Genomic DNA, 14013 nt, shown 5'->3' on the forward strand with positions numbered 1-14013 from the left:
GTGTTCGCCAACCGCCGTTTCCGCAACGTCAGCCGCATCGGTCCCGTGCAGGTCGCCACGTCGTACGACGGTCGCGGCCGAGAGAAGCACACGGCTGTGTGCACGGCCCCCCGCTGCGGCTTCTCCGCCGACTACGACAGCCGGGCCGCCGCCGAACTCGCAGCCCGCACCCACCGCTGCCCGGTTCGCTGAGAGGACCTCGAAAACCATGACCGTAAGTCTGCCGCTGGTCGTCGTGCTGGGCTTCTTTGCCTGGGGCGCAGTCAAGTTCCTGGGTGTCCGTGCCTGGGTCGTCGTCCTGGTCGCCCTCTTCGGCTTCTGGCTCTCGCACACCTTCCTCGCCCCCGCCATCGAATCCGGCACGCGCTCCGGCGTGGACGTCATAAACGGCTCACATGACTAGACGAGTAGATAAGGAGTCTCCGGCCGTGTTCCTGCCCAAGTACCCCGACAACCCCACCCCGCCGCCCGCGCACACCCACGCTCCGACCGACCCGGTGGTCCCTACCCGGCGACCTGCGCTCCCGGCCGTCTCCGTCAGCACCGGTGCCGTCGTCGCCGTGCTCACGGGTGGCGTGGTCCTCACGGCGCTCCTGGCCGCCGTCGCGGTCTCGGCCGTCTCGGTGGCCATCGCCGCCGTGGTCCTGCGCTCCCTGCTGCGCGAGCGGCGCTGATCCCCGCATGACCCCTGGGGCGGCCACGACACCGCCAAGCATCCGGCCGCCCCGGGGCCCATCGCTCCTGACCGATCCAGTCAGAAGGAGACAGTCATCTTCACCCGCCCCACCCCGCCCCCGCTCCCGGAACTCGCCAAGCTGGCCCAGCACGGCACGCTGCCGGGCATCCTCCGGCAGCTCTCCGGGCTCGGCGGCTGTACGCAACCGATCCGCCTCGACGGGCACCGCACCGAGTACGACGTCGACACCGGGACGGGCGAGATCGGCCGAGTGCTCCAGCAACTCGACTCGTCCACGCTCCCCGCCGGCCAACTCCTCGTCCGCTGCAACAACCGGCGTGTGACCCGCTGCCCGGCCTGTGCGGAGGTCTACCGCCGGGACACCTTCCACCTGATCACCGCAGGACTCCGAGGTGGCAAGGGCAACCCTGAACACGTCGCCGCACACCCCCGCGTCTTCGCCACCCTCACCGCCCCCGGCTTCGGCCCGGTCCACAACCGCCGTACCGATGGCCGCCCTTGCCGCTGCGGCACCCACCACGACCAGGACGACGACTCCCTTGGCACTCCACTGGACCCCGACACCTACGACTACGAGGCAGCCGTCCTCTGGAATGCTCATGCCGGTGTTCTCTGGCGTCGCTTCTCGACGTACCTCCGCCGGGAGGTAGCCAAGCGCGCGGGCCTCTCACAGCGTCGCTTCCGCCAGCACGCCCGTGTGTCCTTCGCCAAGGTCGCTGAGTATCAGAAGCGCGGAGCCGTCCACTTTCACGCGGTCATCCGTCTCGACGGCTCCGGCGGCGGAGACACCGCGCCTCCGGCCTGGGCCACTGCGGACCTGCTGACGGACGCCATTCGCGCTGCCGCTGCCAAGGTCCGCATCGACGGTCCGGTCATCGACGGACGGCCCCACACCTTCACCTTCGGCCGCCAACTCGACGTCCGCACGATCCGATCCGCAGACTTCAACGACGGCCAGGAGCTGACCGAGCGCGCCGTCGCCGCCTACATCGCGAAGTACGCCACCAAGGGCACAGAAGCCGCGACCGGCGGGGCCCTCGACCGCCCGCTGAAATTCGCCGCCGAACTCGCCCAACTCGACATCAGCGACCACGCTCGCCGCCTGATCCGCGCCGCCTGGACCCTCGGCGCACGCAAGGACCTGGAACACCTCCGCCTACGCGCCTGGGCTCACATGCTCGGCTTCCGCGGCCACTTCTCCACCAAGTCCCGCCGCTACTCCACCACCCTCGGCGCCCTCCGCGACGCCCGGGCCGAATGGCGCCGTGCGCAAGCCGCTGCCGGAACACCCAAGGGCGAGACCAGCACGGCGTACGTCCTGGCGCACTGGGTCTTCGCCGGGACTGGCCTCTCGGACACCGAGTCCTGGCTTGCCGCATCCCTCGAACCCGCTCCCGGAACGGAAGGAGAGCCCACCGCATGACCGACCGCTACCTGTCCGTCGACCAGGTCGCCGAGCTGCTCGGCACGAGCGCCCGCTTCCCTCGGCGGCTGATCGAGGAGCGGCGCATCCGGTACGTGAAGGTGGGGCGCCACGTCCGTATCCCCGAGAGCGCGGTCGCGGAGTTCATCTCCTCCCGCACTGTCGAGCCGATCAGGCGGGCCCGGCCCCGGGTGCCCTACAGGAGGGCTGCCTGATGGCCAACAGCAAAGGCAGGCGGCGCCGCTTCGGGGCGATCAGACGGCTTCCGTCCGGCCGGTACCAGGCGCGCTATCCGGGGCCTGATGGCGTGATGCGTCCGGCCCCCGTCACGTTCGAGACCACGGCGGACGCGGACGACTGGCTCGCCGAGAAGCAGACGGAGATCCGCCGTGGCGAGTGGCGTGACCCGGAGGCTGGTGCCGTCAGCTTCCGCACGTACGCCGATAAGTGGGTGGAGGAACGGGAGTTGGCCCCACTGTCTCAGGACCTCTATCGCTACCTCCTCGACAAGCACCTGTTCGCCCTTGCCGAGTTGGACTTGGACGAGATCACCGCACCGCGCGTCCGCGAGTGGCGGGCCGAGCGGCTACGGATCACGGGCGCCAAGACAATCACGGCCAAGGCGTACCGGCTGCTGAAGGCCATCATGGAAACCGCCGTGGATGACGAGCTGATCCAGCGCAACCCGTGCCGGATCAAGGGCGCTGGTAAGGAGAGGGCTGCTGAGCGGCGTATCGCCACCGTCGCGCAGGTCGATGCGCTCGCCAACGCCGTGGGGATGCGGTGGCGGCTCATGGTCTACCTGGGTGCCTACGGTCCGATGCGGCCGGAAGAGCTGGCCGGCCTCCGTCGTCGGGACGTCGACCTCGACACCCTTCGTATCCGTGTCCGCCTCGCCGAGCCGGAGCGGATGAACGGGCGACGCGTCCAGGGCGACACCAAGTCCGAGGCAGGTACTCGCACTGTGATTCTTCCCGCGTTCCTCCGTCGCGAGCTCCGCTGGCACCTTGAGAGCTACGCCGAGTCGGGCCCCGACGGGTTGCTGTTCGTCGGAGAGAAGGGCGCTCCCTTCCGGCGTAGCACCTTCGGGCGGAAGTGGCGGAAGGCGCGTGAGATCGTCGGCGTTCCGGAGGGCTTCCGGTTCTACGATCTCCGGCACACGGGCCACACGCTCTCCACCCGCTCCGGCGCCACCCTCAAGGACACGATGGTCCGCGCCGGCCAGTCCTCGGAGAAGGCAGCGCTGATCTATCAGCACTCCGACGACGAGCGGCAAGAGGAGGTCGCCGCCGGGCTGGACGCGACAGTCCGGAAGGCTCGGGACGCTGCCCGCACGGAGAAGGAGCCCGCCAAGCCTTCTGGCACGAATCTGGCACGCGAGAGCTGATCACAGCGGACAGCAAAAAGGCCCGGGTCTCTGACCTGGGCCTTAGTCGTGGAGCGGGTGACGAGAATCGAACTCGCGCTCTCAGCTTGGGAAGCTGATGTTCTACCATTAAACTACACCCGCGTAAGACACCCGATTCGGCATGATCCGGAGTCGGTGTCCGATTGCCTGGTCACTGTACCTCATCACTGCCCTCCGGCGCTGAAGCCGCGGGGTCTGAGTGCGTTTCAGGGGTGGGATCCTGGTGCGGGGCAACGGAGTTGGGGCGTACGGTGGAGGCGTGGGAGAGGGTCCGCGCCGGGTCGGAGTGCCGCCTGGAGGGCCGTCCCTTTGATCCCGTAATGTGGCCTCTCGTCGTCAGGCAGGCAGCAGCCAGACGCGGCTCTTGGGGAAGGGACTCTAGGACTTGATGGAGCGCACCGTCGTCCGTTGTGCCGATGGGCACGTGTTCAGCACCGCTTCGTTCCCGATGCAGCAGGCCGAGCGCCTCGGCCCCGGCCGGCTCGTCCGATGTCCCCGCTGTGCCCGGCTCCGCAGTGTGGTGCCGGTGCAGTTGGAGAAGCAGTAGCGGAGCGCAGGCACACGCAGTACCAGCAGTGACAGCCTGGCGCGCGGGCGGCGCGATTGTCGTCGTCCCGCGCGCCTTGCGTATCCTCGGGGCGTGCTTCTCTCAGACAAGGACATCCGGGCCGAGATCGACGCCGGGCGGGTACGGATCGATCCCTACGACCAGACCATGGTGCAGCCGTCCAGCATCGACGTACGGCTCGACCGGTACTTCCGGGTGTTCGAGAACCACCGGTACCCGCACATCGACCCCTCGATCGAGCAGGCGGACCTGACGCGGCTCGTGGAGCCCGAGGGCGACGAGCCTTTCATCCTGCATCCCGGGGAGTTCGTTCTCGCCTCGACGTACGAGGTCATCACTCTGCCTGATGATCTCGCCTCGCGGCTGGAGGGGAAGTCCTCCCTGGGGCGGCTCGGGCTCGTCACGCACTCCACCGCCGGGTTCATCGACCCCGGGTTCAGCGGGCACGTCACTCTGGAGCTGTCCAACCTCGCGACGCTCCCGATCAAGCTCTGGCCCGGCATGAAGATCGGTCAGCTGTGCATGTTCCGGCTGACGTCGCCGGCCGAGTTCCCGTACGGCAGCCAGCGCTACGGATCCCGCTACCAGGGACAGCGCGGGCCCACCGCCTCCCGGTCCTTCCAGAACTTCCACCGGACCCAGGTATGAGCGACAGCCAAGCACGCGAGGATCTGACCTACGAGCGGTTCGGCGTCGCCGTCCGTGAACTCGCGCAGGCCGTCGCCGACGACGGGTACGCGCCGGACATCGTGCTCAGCATCGCCCGGGGCGGCGTCTTCGTCGCCGGTGGGCTCGCTTATGCCCTCGACTGCAAGAATCTGCATCTGGTGAACGTCGAGTTCTACACGGGTGTGGGAACCACACTCGAGATGCCCGTCATGCTCGCGCCCGTGCCCAACGCGATCGACTTCACCGACAAGAAGGTGCTGATCGCCGACGACGTCGCCGACACCGGCAAGACGCTCAAGCTCGTCCACGACTTCTGCGTCGAGCACGTCGCCGAGGTGCGGTCCGCCGTGATCTACGAGAAGTCCCACTCGTTGGTGAAGTGCGAGTACGTGTGGAAGCGCACCGACGAGTGGATCAACTTCCCGTGGAGTGTGCTGCCGCCGGTACACAAGTCCGGTGAAGCGGCCAGGCCGAACAAGGAAGCCGTCTGAGCTGACTGCGTTCAGCGGTAGGAGCAGGTCAACCGCGATGGAGTAGTGGGGCGTCGCCCTGCCCGGGAGTGGTCGTTGAGACGGCCGTGCCACGAATGCTCCGGATTCGGTTGCCCGTGTGCCGGAACCCCCGGTCGAGCGCCGGCTCGCCGACCCCTGTCCCTACGTCGCGTGGCTCCGGCGGCACGCGCCGGTCCCGACGGAGGGCAAAGCCAACGGGACGACCGTGGGGCAGATCGCCCGCTACGAGGACGTCGACGCGCTGATCGCCGACGGCAGGCTGGGCAAGCGGTCCGAGCGGGTGGCCCGCTACGTCGCGGGGCCACCCTGAACCTGATCGGCAACGGACCCTCGCGCTGCTCCAGCACCCCGACCGGGCCGAGCGGCTGGACGCCGGGCCCGACCTGATCGCGCCGGCGGTGGAGGAACTGCTGCGCCTCGACGCCCTCGTGAGTGACGCCTCGTGCGTGACGCCCCGTGCGTGACGCCACTTTCCGGGCCGCCGCGGAACCGGTCGAGCTGCCCACCCGGCTGCCACACCACCCGGCTGCCCCACCCACCCGGCCAGGGAAGCGCTGCTCACCGGGGACCGGCTTCCGGCGGCCTGCGCCGAACACCACGGGCTGGTCAACCGCCTCGTACCGGACGGCCGAGCGGTGACCGCAGCGCTTGACTTCGCCGAGCGCCTCCGCCGCCCACACGCGGTACCGGACGGTCGAGCGGTGACCGCGGCGCTCGACCTCGCCGAGAGGATCAGCCGCCGCACGCGCGACGCGGTCGCCACCGTCAAACAGATCGTCCACACGACACGGGGTCACGACGAATCGACCGCCTTCACCCTCCAGGACTCGAGGACTCGAGGACTCGAGGACTTCAGGACCCCAGGACCCCAGGACCCCATCAGCGACCGGCTGATGACCTCCCCACAGGCGGTCGCCGGCACCCGCCGGTTCACCTGGCGGACAACCTGACGTCCCGACAACCAGTGTCCTTGCGCGGACTCACCGCATGCCCGGGCCGATCGCGGGTACCCGGTCCCTGACGACGATCCGTCGTCCCGGGGCGGCTCTGTGCAAGAGGGTGCGCGCTATGACTGAGATCCCGGCAGAGGTCTTCGAATCTGTGGCCCGGAAGGCTCTGCAAGACCTGTCCACCGCGGTGGACCTACGGGCGCTGGAAGCGCTGGCCGGCTGTGACGTGCTGATTCCTGCCATCGGCGGGATCCGGTACACGGGTGACCGCAGTGAACTCGTGCGGCTCGTGCTCCCGGTGATCGAAAGCGCCTGTGACGTCCCCGCGGTCATGGTCTTCACCTCGGAGGAGCGGCTGCTCAGGGCCTTTCCTCAGGTGCCCTGCTACCGGCCTGTCACCCTGCGGGACCTGGCCTCCCGGTGGCCGAGCGATGAGGTGGTGCTGGTGATCGACGCCGGGGACGAGGACGAGCTGACCCTGTCCGCGCACCGGGCACGGTGGCTGCTCGGCCGCTGCCTCGTGTGAGCGTCATACGTCGCCCGCGGAAGGACGTCGAGTCCGCCCTGCGGGGCCTCGACCCGCGACCCGGGCCTGCGCCGCAGCGTCCGGCGCAGGGGATGAGAAAGGGCCCCGCCGTCACGGCGAATTCCAGGGGCCCCTTCTTCCGTGGACGGCCGTCCTCCCGAACGTGCCCGGTTTCCCGAACGTGCCCAGCTTCTAGAACGTGCCCAGCTTCACGATCGACAGCAATGCGATCAGCTGGATCGCGCTCGCGCCCAGGGCCTTGGGCCACGGGAGGTCGTGGGACTTGGACACCATCAGGGTGAGCAGGGCGCCGCCCGCCACCCAGGTCGCCCAGCCGAGGGCCTGGACCAGGGTCGCGTCGCCGCCCGCGAACATGGCGAAGACCAGGCGGGGCGCGTCCGTGAGGGACATGATCAGCATCGAGAGGCCGACGGTGGGCTGCCAGGCGCCGTCGCCGCCCAGCTGGCGGGCCATGGTGTGGGTGACCACACCCAGGACGAAGGCGGAGACCGCCATCGCGACCGCCGTCGTCAGGACGATCGGGACCGCGTTGGACAGGGTCGCGTTGATCGCGTCCTCGCGGGCCGTGTCGAAGCCGAAGACGGCGAGCAGGCCGTAGAGGAGCGTCACGATGAGGGCCGGGCCCCACATCGTGTAGTCCCGCATCTGGAGGAACGTCTGCGAGGGGGAGAGGACGATGCCGCGCAGCAGGGCCTTCCAGTGCAGACGGGGGCCGATCGGGCCGGCCGGGGCCGAGCCCGCCTGGTAGGTCCCGCCCTGGGTGTAGGGGTCCTCGCCGACGGAGAAGGCCTGGGTGTGGCCCGGGTTGTTCGCCGCGTACGGGTCGGGGGCGCCGCCGCCGGGGCCGTGCGGGTAGTCACCGTCGCCGAAGTACTCCGGCTCGCCGTGGCCCCCGTGACCCCCCTGACCCCCGTGGCCGCCGCGACCGCCATGGCCGCCGGGGCCGTAACCGCCTTGGCCACCGCCCCTGTTGGCCTGCGGCCAGCCGCCACCGCCGCCGCCCGGGCCGCCGTACGGCTGCTGCGGCGGCGGGGGATAGCCGTACGACTGTCCCTGGGGCGCCTGCTGCCCGTACGGAGGTTGTTGGGGGCGCGTCTGCGGGGTGCCGTTGTTCCGGCTGCCCCGTCCGATCCTGAATCCAGCCACGTCTTCGAACGTACCTGGTCCCGGAGATCGGTGTGCCGGGCCCTGCGCTCAGGGCCCGGCTTTGCGGCCGACCTGTGACATCCCCTAGGGGGCGCGGCGGCCCTCTTGCGGGTGTCCCGTCGGGGTTCCGCCGTACGGGGTAGGGCCGGCCAGGTGGATCAGTATCAGTGTCAGTATCCGGATCAGTATCAGGATCAGTGTCAGTGTCAGGATCAGTGTCAGTGTCAGTGTCAGTGTCAGGATCCTGACACTGATCCGGGTCGGGATCAGCGCAGCATTACCTGGCCCAGGCGCAGGTAGCCCGACGGCAGGCCCAGTGAGCCGGGGCCGAAGCTGATCGCCTTGCTGGTGGTGATGCCGGAGGCGGCGCCGCGCAGATGGTAGATCGAGCCCGCCGGGTGGTTCTCGCCGTCCGCGCCGACGGACAGGTCGGCCCTGCCGTCGCCGTTCAGGTCGGACAGCCGTACCGACGCGCCGAAGCGGTCGGCGGACTCGGCGGTACCGGGGACGCCGCCCGTGTTGTCCGGGAGTCGTCCTGGGGTTCACGGTTCGGGCGACGGCGATCACGGGGACCTGTGGCGGGGCGTGATGGTTGATACGCCATCTGCGCAGGAACTAGTTCAGCACCGCCCCGACCGCGGGGCTCCCCGCCGTGGACACCCCCAGGGTTCCCGGCCCGAAACTCACCGCGCCCGTCGTCGTCACGCCGGACGTCGTCCCCCGCAGCGACCACACCGAACCGTCGCCGCCGTTCTCGCCGGTCCCGGAGACCGAGAGCTCGGCGCGGCGGTCCCCCGAGTGGTCGGTGAGCAGGACGCGGGTGCCGAAGCGGTCGCCGGACTCGGAGACGCCGGGCACGCCGGACGTGTTCTGCGTGTACGACTGGACGCCCGTCGTCCGCAGGCCGGAGGCCGAGCCGTACAGGACGGTGACCATGCCGGCGCCGGAGTTCTCCCCGGACGCGCCGATGGCGAGGTCGGCGTACCCGTCGCCGTTGACGTCTCCGAAGGAGACGTGGCTGCCGAAGCCGTCGCCGGACTCCGAGGCGCCCGGCACTCCCGGCGTGTCCTGGGTGAGGGCCAGCGGGGCGCGGGAGGTGTCCTTGCCGCCTGGTCCGCCGTAGACGACCGTGACCTTGCCGCCCTTGGCGCCGGCCGGGTCGGCGGAGGTCTCCCGGTGGTTGCCGATGGCGATGTCGGCGTAGCCGTCGTTGTCGATGTCGCCGATGGCGGAGACGTAACCGGCGGGCAGGGACTGCATCCAGTCCGTGTAGTTGCCGATGTACGGCTCCGGCACCAGGTGGGTGATCGCGTCGTCGGTGCCGGACTTGCGGCCGTGCACGACGAGGTTGGTGTTCCCGGCGCCCGTGACGGGCCCGACGGACAGGGACGTGATGCCGTACGAGGAGGCGTACGGGTCGGGGAAGCCCGCGCCGGAGGCGCCTGTGCTGCTGCTGGTCCTGGTGAACGGGCCGTCGACGAAGGCGAGGGCGACCGAGCCGGTGGTCCCGGCCGCGATGTCCAGGTCGCCGTCGGCGTCGAGGTCGGCCGCCGCGAGCGCCTGCCCGTAGTGGTCCACCTCCCGCTTGAAGGGGTTGGTGACGGTACGAGCTCCCGACAGGCCGGACGCCGAGCCCCAGACGACGATCACCAGGCCGTCGTTGGTGTCGCCGTCGACGTCCTCGCCGGGCGTGCCGATGAGCAGGTCGGCGTAGCCGTCGCTGTTCAGGTCGGCGGAGGCGACGGCGGAACCGAAGGCGTCGCCGGTCTCCGCGGTGCCGGGGATGCCGGCCGTGTTCTGGGTGATCAGCCGCCGGGTCGAGGTCTTCACTCCGCCGGCGCTGCCGTGCACCACGGAGACGGCGCCCGCCTTGGACCTCCCGGCGACCGTGGCCCCCGGTGCGCCGATCGCGAGGTCCGTGTAGCTGTCGCCGTTGAAGTCGTACGGGGCGGCGGGCGTGGCCGCGTGTGCGGCCGGGGCGGACAGGGTGAGCGGGGTCAGGGCCGCCGCGAGGAGGGCGGCGACGGCGGTACGGGTGCGCATGAGCTTCCTCGCGGGGGAGCGGAGCCGACGGGCCGTCATCGGGCTGTCGCCCAGCCGAAGTTGGCGTCGCCCTGGAGTGAGACGGCGCGGGCCGTGATGTTCTTGGCGCCCGTGGTGGTCAGGCCGGTGGAGGTGCCGCGCAGGTAGGTGACCATGCCGTAGCCGTTCTCGTGGCCGGAGCCCGTGACCAGGTCGGCCCTGCCGTTCCTGTCGAGGTCGACCAGGCGTACCGACATGCCGAAGGAGTCGTTGCTCTCGGCGGTGCCGGGCACTCCCGAGGTGTCCTGGGTGTAGCCCTTGGCGCCCTTGGTGGTCAGGCCCGAGGCGGAGCCGAACAGCACGGTCACCATGCCCGCGTCCCGTACCGAGCCGAGGTCCTCGCCGGGGGCGCCGACGACGACGTCGGCGTACTTGTCGCCGTTGATGTCGCCCACGCCGAGCGCCGCGCCGAAGGAGTCGCCGCTCTCGCCCGCGCCGGGCACGCCGGTGGTGTCCTGGTGGACGACGGTCGGCGTCTGAGCGGGGTCGGGGCCGTTCGGGCCGCCGTACCAGACGGTGATCTGGCCGCCCTTGTGGCCGCCGGGCTTGTGGGCGTACGGGTCCGGGTGGTCGCCGAGGACGAGGTCGCCGTAGCCGTCGCCGTTGATGTCGCCGATCGCGCCCGGGAAGCCGTCGGCGTCCGGCAGTTCCGTCATCGTGTACCTCGTGCCGGTCCAGCGGAACTGGAAGATCTGGCCGCCGGTGTCGCCGTCCACGGCGTGCGGGTAGATGCGCTCGTCCGCTCCGTCGCCGCTCAGGTCGCCCGCGGTCACCTCGTGCGTCGTGCCGAGCTCGCCGACGGTGGTGTGGCTGAGGGGGCCGCTCGTGCGGGTGAAGGGGCCGTTGTAGAGGCGGGTACGGTCCTGGCCGGTGACGGTCACGTCGATGTCGCCGTCGCCGTCGAAGTCGCCGGTCGCGACGCCGGAGCCGTAGCCGCCGTACTCGGCGAGCGTGGACGGCTGGGGCAGCCCCTTGCCGCCGGACAGGCCCGACGCGCCGCCCCAGAGCACCATGGTGTTGCCGACGCCGTCCCGGTCGCCGATGGTCTCGTTCGGGATGCCCACGACGAGGTCGGAGTAGCCGTCGCGGTCGAGGTCGCCGGCGGCCAGACTGGAGCCGAACAGGTCGCCGGTCTCGGCCGCGCCCGGCACTCCGGCGGAGTCCTGGTGGATGACCGTCCTGCGGGTGGAGGTCACGCCGGACGCCGAGCCGTACAGCACGACCACCGCGCCGGCCTGCGACCGGCCGCTGACCGTGGCGCCCGCGGCGCCGACCGCGACGTCGAGATAGCCGTCGCCGTTGAAGTCGCCGGACAGGCCGGAGGGTGCGGCGGAGGCGCTGGCGGCGGGCAGGGCGGTGAGAAGGCTGGTGGTGAGGGTGGCGGCCATCAGGAGCGTGCGCTTGCGCAAGGCGGGTTCTCCCAGGGGTGGGCGGGGCCCGAGGGGGCGGGCTCGGTGGGCGCGTGTCCGCCCGTGTCGGCCGGGAGTTGTCCTCGGGTTCACGGGCGGGTCGGCGATCATGAGACCCACGGGGTGGCGCAGGGGTTGTACGTGAGTTCGGTTACTTCTCGGCCTTCCCGTGCCGCACCGCGCACCCGTCCCGGCAGGGCGGCGCCGGTGCCGCGGGGCTGACGGCAGCCGCGTGCGCGCCGGCTCACGAGGCCAGGAACTCCGAGCTGGAGAACGTCACCGACGGCTCCGTCGCCACCAGGCCCTTCTTCGTCCCCGGGTACACCGCCACCGTGTCCTTGGTCTCGCCGACGTACGTCCGCACCACCAGGTCGGCCCGCCCGTCCCCGTCGAAGTCGCCGGTCGTCACGACGCGCGTGGTGCCCCGTGCGGGTGGCTGGACGGTCACCATGCCCGCCGTCGTCAGTCCCGCCGTACGGCCGTGGAAGATCCGCAACTGCGAGCCGCTGGAGAGGAGTTCGCTCAGGCCGTCGCCGTCGAAGTCGGCCGCGTCGAGCTCGGAGCCGGGGAACGGAAGGGTTCCGCGTACGGCCGCTGCCGTCGCGTCGTAGCGCAGGGACGTTTCGCCCATCGTGCCGATCGCCGCGTCGAGGGTCGCCCTGCCCTTGCCGAAGGTGCCGAGGGCCACGTCGATGCCGGCCGGGAGGGCGGCTCCCGTACGGGTGGGGCCGGCCGGGCCGCCGAGGACGACCGCCGAGGTGCCCCGGCCTTGCGCCGCACGGACCACCAGGTCGTCGTATCCGTCGTCGTTGACGTCGGCCGCCGGGCCCGTGGGGACGTTGCCGGGGCCCTGGACCGGGGCGCCGGCCTCGCGCGGGCTGCCCTTGCGGCTGAACGGGCCGCGCAGGAAGCTCAGTCGACCGCCGGACGCGTGCACGACCAGGTCCTGCGCGCCGTCGCCGTCGAAGTCGCCGCACACCGGCTGGTCGGGCCAGTCGTTGCCGAAGCGGGCACCGCCCGGGATCACGAGCTTGACCGCGTTGCCGGTGAGGCCCTTCGGGGAGCCGAACAGGATCTGCAGCGGCACCGGGGGCGGGCCCTGCCCGTCGAAGGGCGGGTCCGTGGACACGACCAGGTCGGTGAAGCCGTCGCCGTCCAGGTCGCAGGTCGCCTCCGCGTCGAAGACGGCCGGGCGCTGCCCCTTGGTCGGGGCCGCCTGCCGCTCGGGGCTGAGCAACTGCCGGGCGCCCGGGGCGAGTCCGCGCTCACCGCCGTAGACGATGCCGATGCCCGCGTCGTCCGCGTGGGCCTGCGCCTTGACCAGGTCGTTGAGGACGAGGTCGCGACGGCCGTCGCCGTTGAAGTCGTCGGGGGTCTTGCTGCCCTTGCCCTGCGGGACCGGGAGGAGCGCGGGGGCGTCGGCCACCTGGACGGGGGTGTGCCGGGCCGGCTCCGCGTCGTCGTGCGCGGTGGTGGGGCCGCAGGCGGCGACCGTGAGGGCGAGGGCGCCGAGGGTGCCGGTCAGGGCCGCCGTACACTTCCCGCTTCTTCGCGCGCGCACCGCTCACCTCGTCGACATCAGGGGCAACAACTGGGTAATGATGCACGCGTTCGAGGGGGAGGCGACAGCCCTGTGCGGGGGTGCGCGGGCCATCGGCCGAGGCGTGACCGCCCAATTGGTTTCAATCGATACCGTATCGATTGAACGGACAGCGGTAATCTGGCCACATGACCGCCGACGTTCCGCACGCGACCGCCGCCTCGCGAGCGACCGACCGCCCCGGTGACACCTCGCCCTTCGCGCTCGGCCTGCTGCTGCGCCGGGCGCACTGGCGGGCGCACACGGCGATGACGGAGGCGCTGCGCCCGCTCGGCATCGAGCTGCGCCACTTCGCCGTACTGATCGTGCTCGTCAACCGCGGGCCCACGGTCCAGCGCGATCTGGCCGCCGCCACGGGGACGGACAAGGCGGGGGTCATGCGGGTCGTGGACGACCTGGAGCGCAAGGGGCTGGCCGTGCGCAAGGCCGTGCCGGGTGACCGGCGGGTGCGGCAGGTGGAGATCACGCCCCAGGGCGTCGAGCTGTTCGACGCGGCCCACGCTGCGGCCGAGCGGCCCGCCGAGAGCCTGGCCGCCGTGCTGGGGCCCGGCGAGACCGAGCAGCTGAGCGAACTGCTGACCCGGTTCGCCCACGCCGAGGGCTGACGACGAACTGCGAGAAGGTGTACGCCGTGTGAGACCCGAAGGCGAGGTCCCGCACGGCGTACGCGTGCGTCGCGTTACGCGGCGAGCCGCTTCGCCACAGCGACCGCGACCTGGGACCGGCCCAGTGGTCCGACCTCGGGATGCACCTCCAGACCGTGATGCTGCTGCTCCGCGCGGAGGGGCTGCACAGCTGCACGCAGATGGCGTGGGCGAAGTACCACAGGAGCGTCGCGGAGGTCCTGGTGCCGCCGGACGACCTCGTCCTGTTCTGCGGCATGTCGATCGGCTTCGAGGACGACACGGTCCACCACCCCCGCACGGGCCGGGCACCGCTCGACGAGACGGTCACCTTCGTGGCCGCCCACTGACGTGCTGATGTAACGGCTGCTACATTCCA

16 protein-coding genes, 1 tRNA gene and 2 pseudogenes are annotated in these 14013 nt (G+C 71.0%); 13 read left to right on the forward strand and 6 right to left on the reverse strand.

What is annotated here, in order from left to right:
* From AC3ETA_RS21255 to AC3ETA_RS21280, 6 genes are all read left to right on the forward strand, one after another.
* Complete coding sequence (locus AC3ETA_RS21255) at positions 1–192, forward strand: mobile element transfer protein (RefSeq protein WP_432194486.1); 192 nt, start codon at positions 1–3, stop codon at positions 190–192.
* A 16-nt stretch (positions 193–208) separates the two neighbouring features.
* Positions 209–403, forward strand: a complete 195-nt coding sequence (locus AC3ETA_RS21260; protein ID WP_432194487.1) for a hypothetical protein — start codon at positions 209–211, stop codon at positions 401–403.
* 25 nt (positions 404–428) lie between these two features.
* Complete coding sequence (locus AC3ETA_RS21265; RefSeq protein WP_432194488.1) at positions 429–674, forward strand: SpdD protein; 246 nt, start codon at positions 429–431, stop codon at positions 672–674.
* Positions 675–815: 141 nt separating this feature from the next.
* Complete coding sequence (locus AC3ETA_RS21270) at positions 816–2120, forward strand: replication initiator (RefSeq protein ID WP_432194520.1); 1305 nt, start codon at positions 816–818, stop codon at positions 2118–2120.
* Positions 2117–2335, forward strand: a complete 219-nt coding sequence (locus AC3ETA_RS21275; protein WP_432194489.1) for an excisionase family DNA-binding protein — start codon at positions 2117–2119, stop codon at positions 2333–2335. The genes AC3ETA_RS21270 and AC3ETA_RS21275 overlap by 4 nt, the downstream gene beginning before the upstream one ends.
* Positions 2335–3507 carry a tyrosine-type recombinase/integrase gene (locus tag AC3ETA_RS21280; protein WP_432194490.1) on the forward strand — a complete coding sequence of 391 codons (1173 nt, stop codon included), beginning with the start codon at positions 2335–2337 and terminating at the stop codon, positions 3505–3507. The genes AC3ETA_RS21275 and AC3ETA_RS21280 overlap by 1 nt, the downstream gene beginning before the upstream one ends.
* 49 nt (positions 3508–3556) lie before the next feature.
* Here AC3ETA_RS21280 and AC3ETA_RS21285 read toward each other — a convergent pair.
* Positions 3557–3630 (reverse strand) — tRNA-Gly (locus AC3ETA_RS21285).
* A gap of 538 nt (positions 3631–4168) precedes the next feature.
* Between AC3ETA_RS21285 and dcd the strand changes: the two genes are divergently transcribed.
* The 5 genes from dcd (at position 4169) to AC3ETA_RS21310 (ending at position 6753) form a co-directional block, all read left to right on the forward strand.
* The gene (gene dcd, locus AC3ETA_RS21290) at positions 4169–4744 is read left to right on the forward strand and encodes a dCTP deaminase (protein WP_432194491.1); all 576 of its coding nucleotides are present in this window, start codon (positions 4169–4171) and stop codon (positions 4742–4744) included.
* Entirely contained in the window at positions 4741–5256 is a 516-nt protein-coding gene (locus tag AC3ETA_RS21295; RefSeq protein WP_432194492.1) for a phosphoribosyltransferase, read from the forward strand. The genes dcd and AC3ETA_RS21295 overlap by 4 nt, the downstream gene beginning before the upstream one ends.
* Before the next feature lie 118 nt (positions 5257–5374).
* On the forward strand, positions 5375–5587 hold the full coding sequence (locus AC3ETA_RS21300; protein ID WP_432194493.1) for a hypothetical protein: 213 nt from the start codon (positions 5375–5377) through the stop codon (positions 5585–5587).
* A 391-nt stretch (positions 5588–5978) separates the two neighbouring features.
* Positions 5979–6227 carry a hypothetical protein gene (locus AC3ETA_RS21305; protein WP_432194494.1) on the forward strand — a complete coding sequence of 83 codons (249 nt, stop codon included), beginning with the start codon at positions 5979–5981 and terminating at the stop codon, positions 6225–6227.
* Between the two features lie 118 nt (positions 6228–6345).
* Entirely contained in the window at positions 6346–6753 is a 408-nt protein-coding gene (locus AC3ETA_RS21310; RefSeq protein ID WP_432194495.1) for an SseB family protein, read from the forward strand.
* A 192-nt stretch (positions 6754–6945) separates the two neighbouring features.
* On the opposite strand, the gene AC3ETA_RS21315 is transcribed toward AC3ETA_RS21310, so the two are convergent.
* From AC3ETA_RS21315 to AC3ETA_RS21335, 5 genes and pseudogenes are all read right to left on the reverse strand, one after another.
* Positions 6946–7920: a Yip1 family protein gene (locus AC3ETA_RS21315; RefSeq protein ID WP_432194496.1), complete on the reverse strand. Its 975-nt coding sequence runs from the start codon at positions 7918–7920 to the stop codon at positions 6946–6948.
* Positions 7921–8186: 266 nt separating this feature from the next.
* Positions 8187–8387 (reverse strand): annotated as a pseudogene (locus AC3ETA_RS21320) (FG-GAP repeat protein); the annotation flags it as partial.
* Between the two features lie 148 nt (positions 8388–8535).
* Complete coding sequence (locus AC3ETA_RS21325; protein WP_432194497.1) at positions 8536–9963, reverse strand: hypothetical protein; 1428 nt, start codon at positions 9961–9963, stop codon at positions 8536–8538.
* Positions 9964–9998: 35 nt separating this feature from the next.
* Complete coding sequence (locus AC3ETA_RS21330) at positions 9999–11411, reverse strand: FG-GAP-like repeat-containing protein (RefSeq protein ID WP_432194498.1); 1413 nt, start codon at positions 11409–11411, stop codon at positions 9999–10001.
* A gap of 244 nt (positions 11412–11655) precedes the next feature.
* Entirely contained in the window at positions 11656–12972 is a 1317-nt protein-coding gene (locus AC3ETA_RS21335) for an FG-GAP repeat domain-containing protein (RefSeq protein ID WP_432194499.1), read from the reverse strand.
* A gap of 167 nt (positions 12973–13139) precedes the next feature.
* Here AC3ETA_RS21335 and AC3ETA_RS21340 point away from each other — a divergent pair, with 167 nt between their 5' ends.
* Together AC3ETA_RS21340 and AC3ETA_RS21345 are read left to right on the forward strand one after the other, a co-directional pair.
* Positions 13140–13616: a MarR family winged helix-turn-helix transcriptional regulator gene (locus tag AC3ETA_RS21340; RefSeq protein WP_432194500.1), complete on the forward strand. Its 477-nt coding sequence runs from the start codon at positions 13140–13142 to the stop codon at positions 13614–13616.
* Positions 13617–13699: 83 nt separating this feature from the next.
* Positions 13700–13984 (forward strand): annotated as a pseudogene (locus AC3ETA_RS21345) (nitroreductase family protein); the annotation flags it as partial.
* Positions 13985–14013 lie beyond the last annotated feature (29 nt).

Source organism: Streptomyces sp. bgisy027, assembly GCF_057710365.1.

What these genes read in the sequence shown, in the direction of transcription:
- AC3ETA_RS21280 (WP_432194490.1), top strand. Translation starts at nt 2,335, where the DNA reads ATGGCCAACAGCAAAGGCAGGCGGCGCCGCTTCGGGGCGATCAGACGG.
- AC3ETA_RS21260 (WP_432194487.1), top strand. Translation starts at nt 209, where the DNA reads ATGACCGTAAGTCTGCCGCTGGTCGTCGTGCTGGGCTTCTTTGCCTGG.
- AC3ETA_RS21295 (WP_432194492.1), top strand. Translation starts at nt 4,741, where the DNA reads ATGAGCGACAGCCAAGCACGCGAGGATCTGACCTACGAGCGGTTCGGC.
- AC3ETA_RS21325 (WP_432194497.1), bottom strand. Translation starts at nt 9,963, where the DNA reads ATGCGCACCCGTACCGCCGTCGCCGCCCTCCTCGCGGCGGCCCTGACC.
- AC3ETA_RS21275 (WP_432194489.1), top strand. Translation starts at nt 2,117, where the DNA reads ATGACCGACCGCTACCTGTCCGTCGACCAGGTCGCCGAGCTGCTCGGC.
- AC3ETA_RS21340 (WP_432194500.1), top strand. Translation starts at nt 13,140, where the DNA reads ATGACCGCCGACGTTCCGCACGCGACCGCCGCCTCGCGAGCGACCGAC.
- AC3ETA_RS21310 (WP_432194495.1), top strand. Translation starts at nt 6,346, where the DNA reads ATGACTGAGATCCCGGCAGAGGTCTTCGAATCTGTGGCCCGGAAGGCT.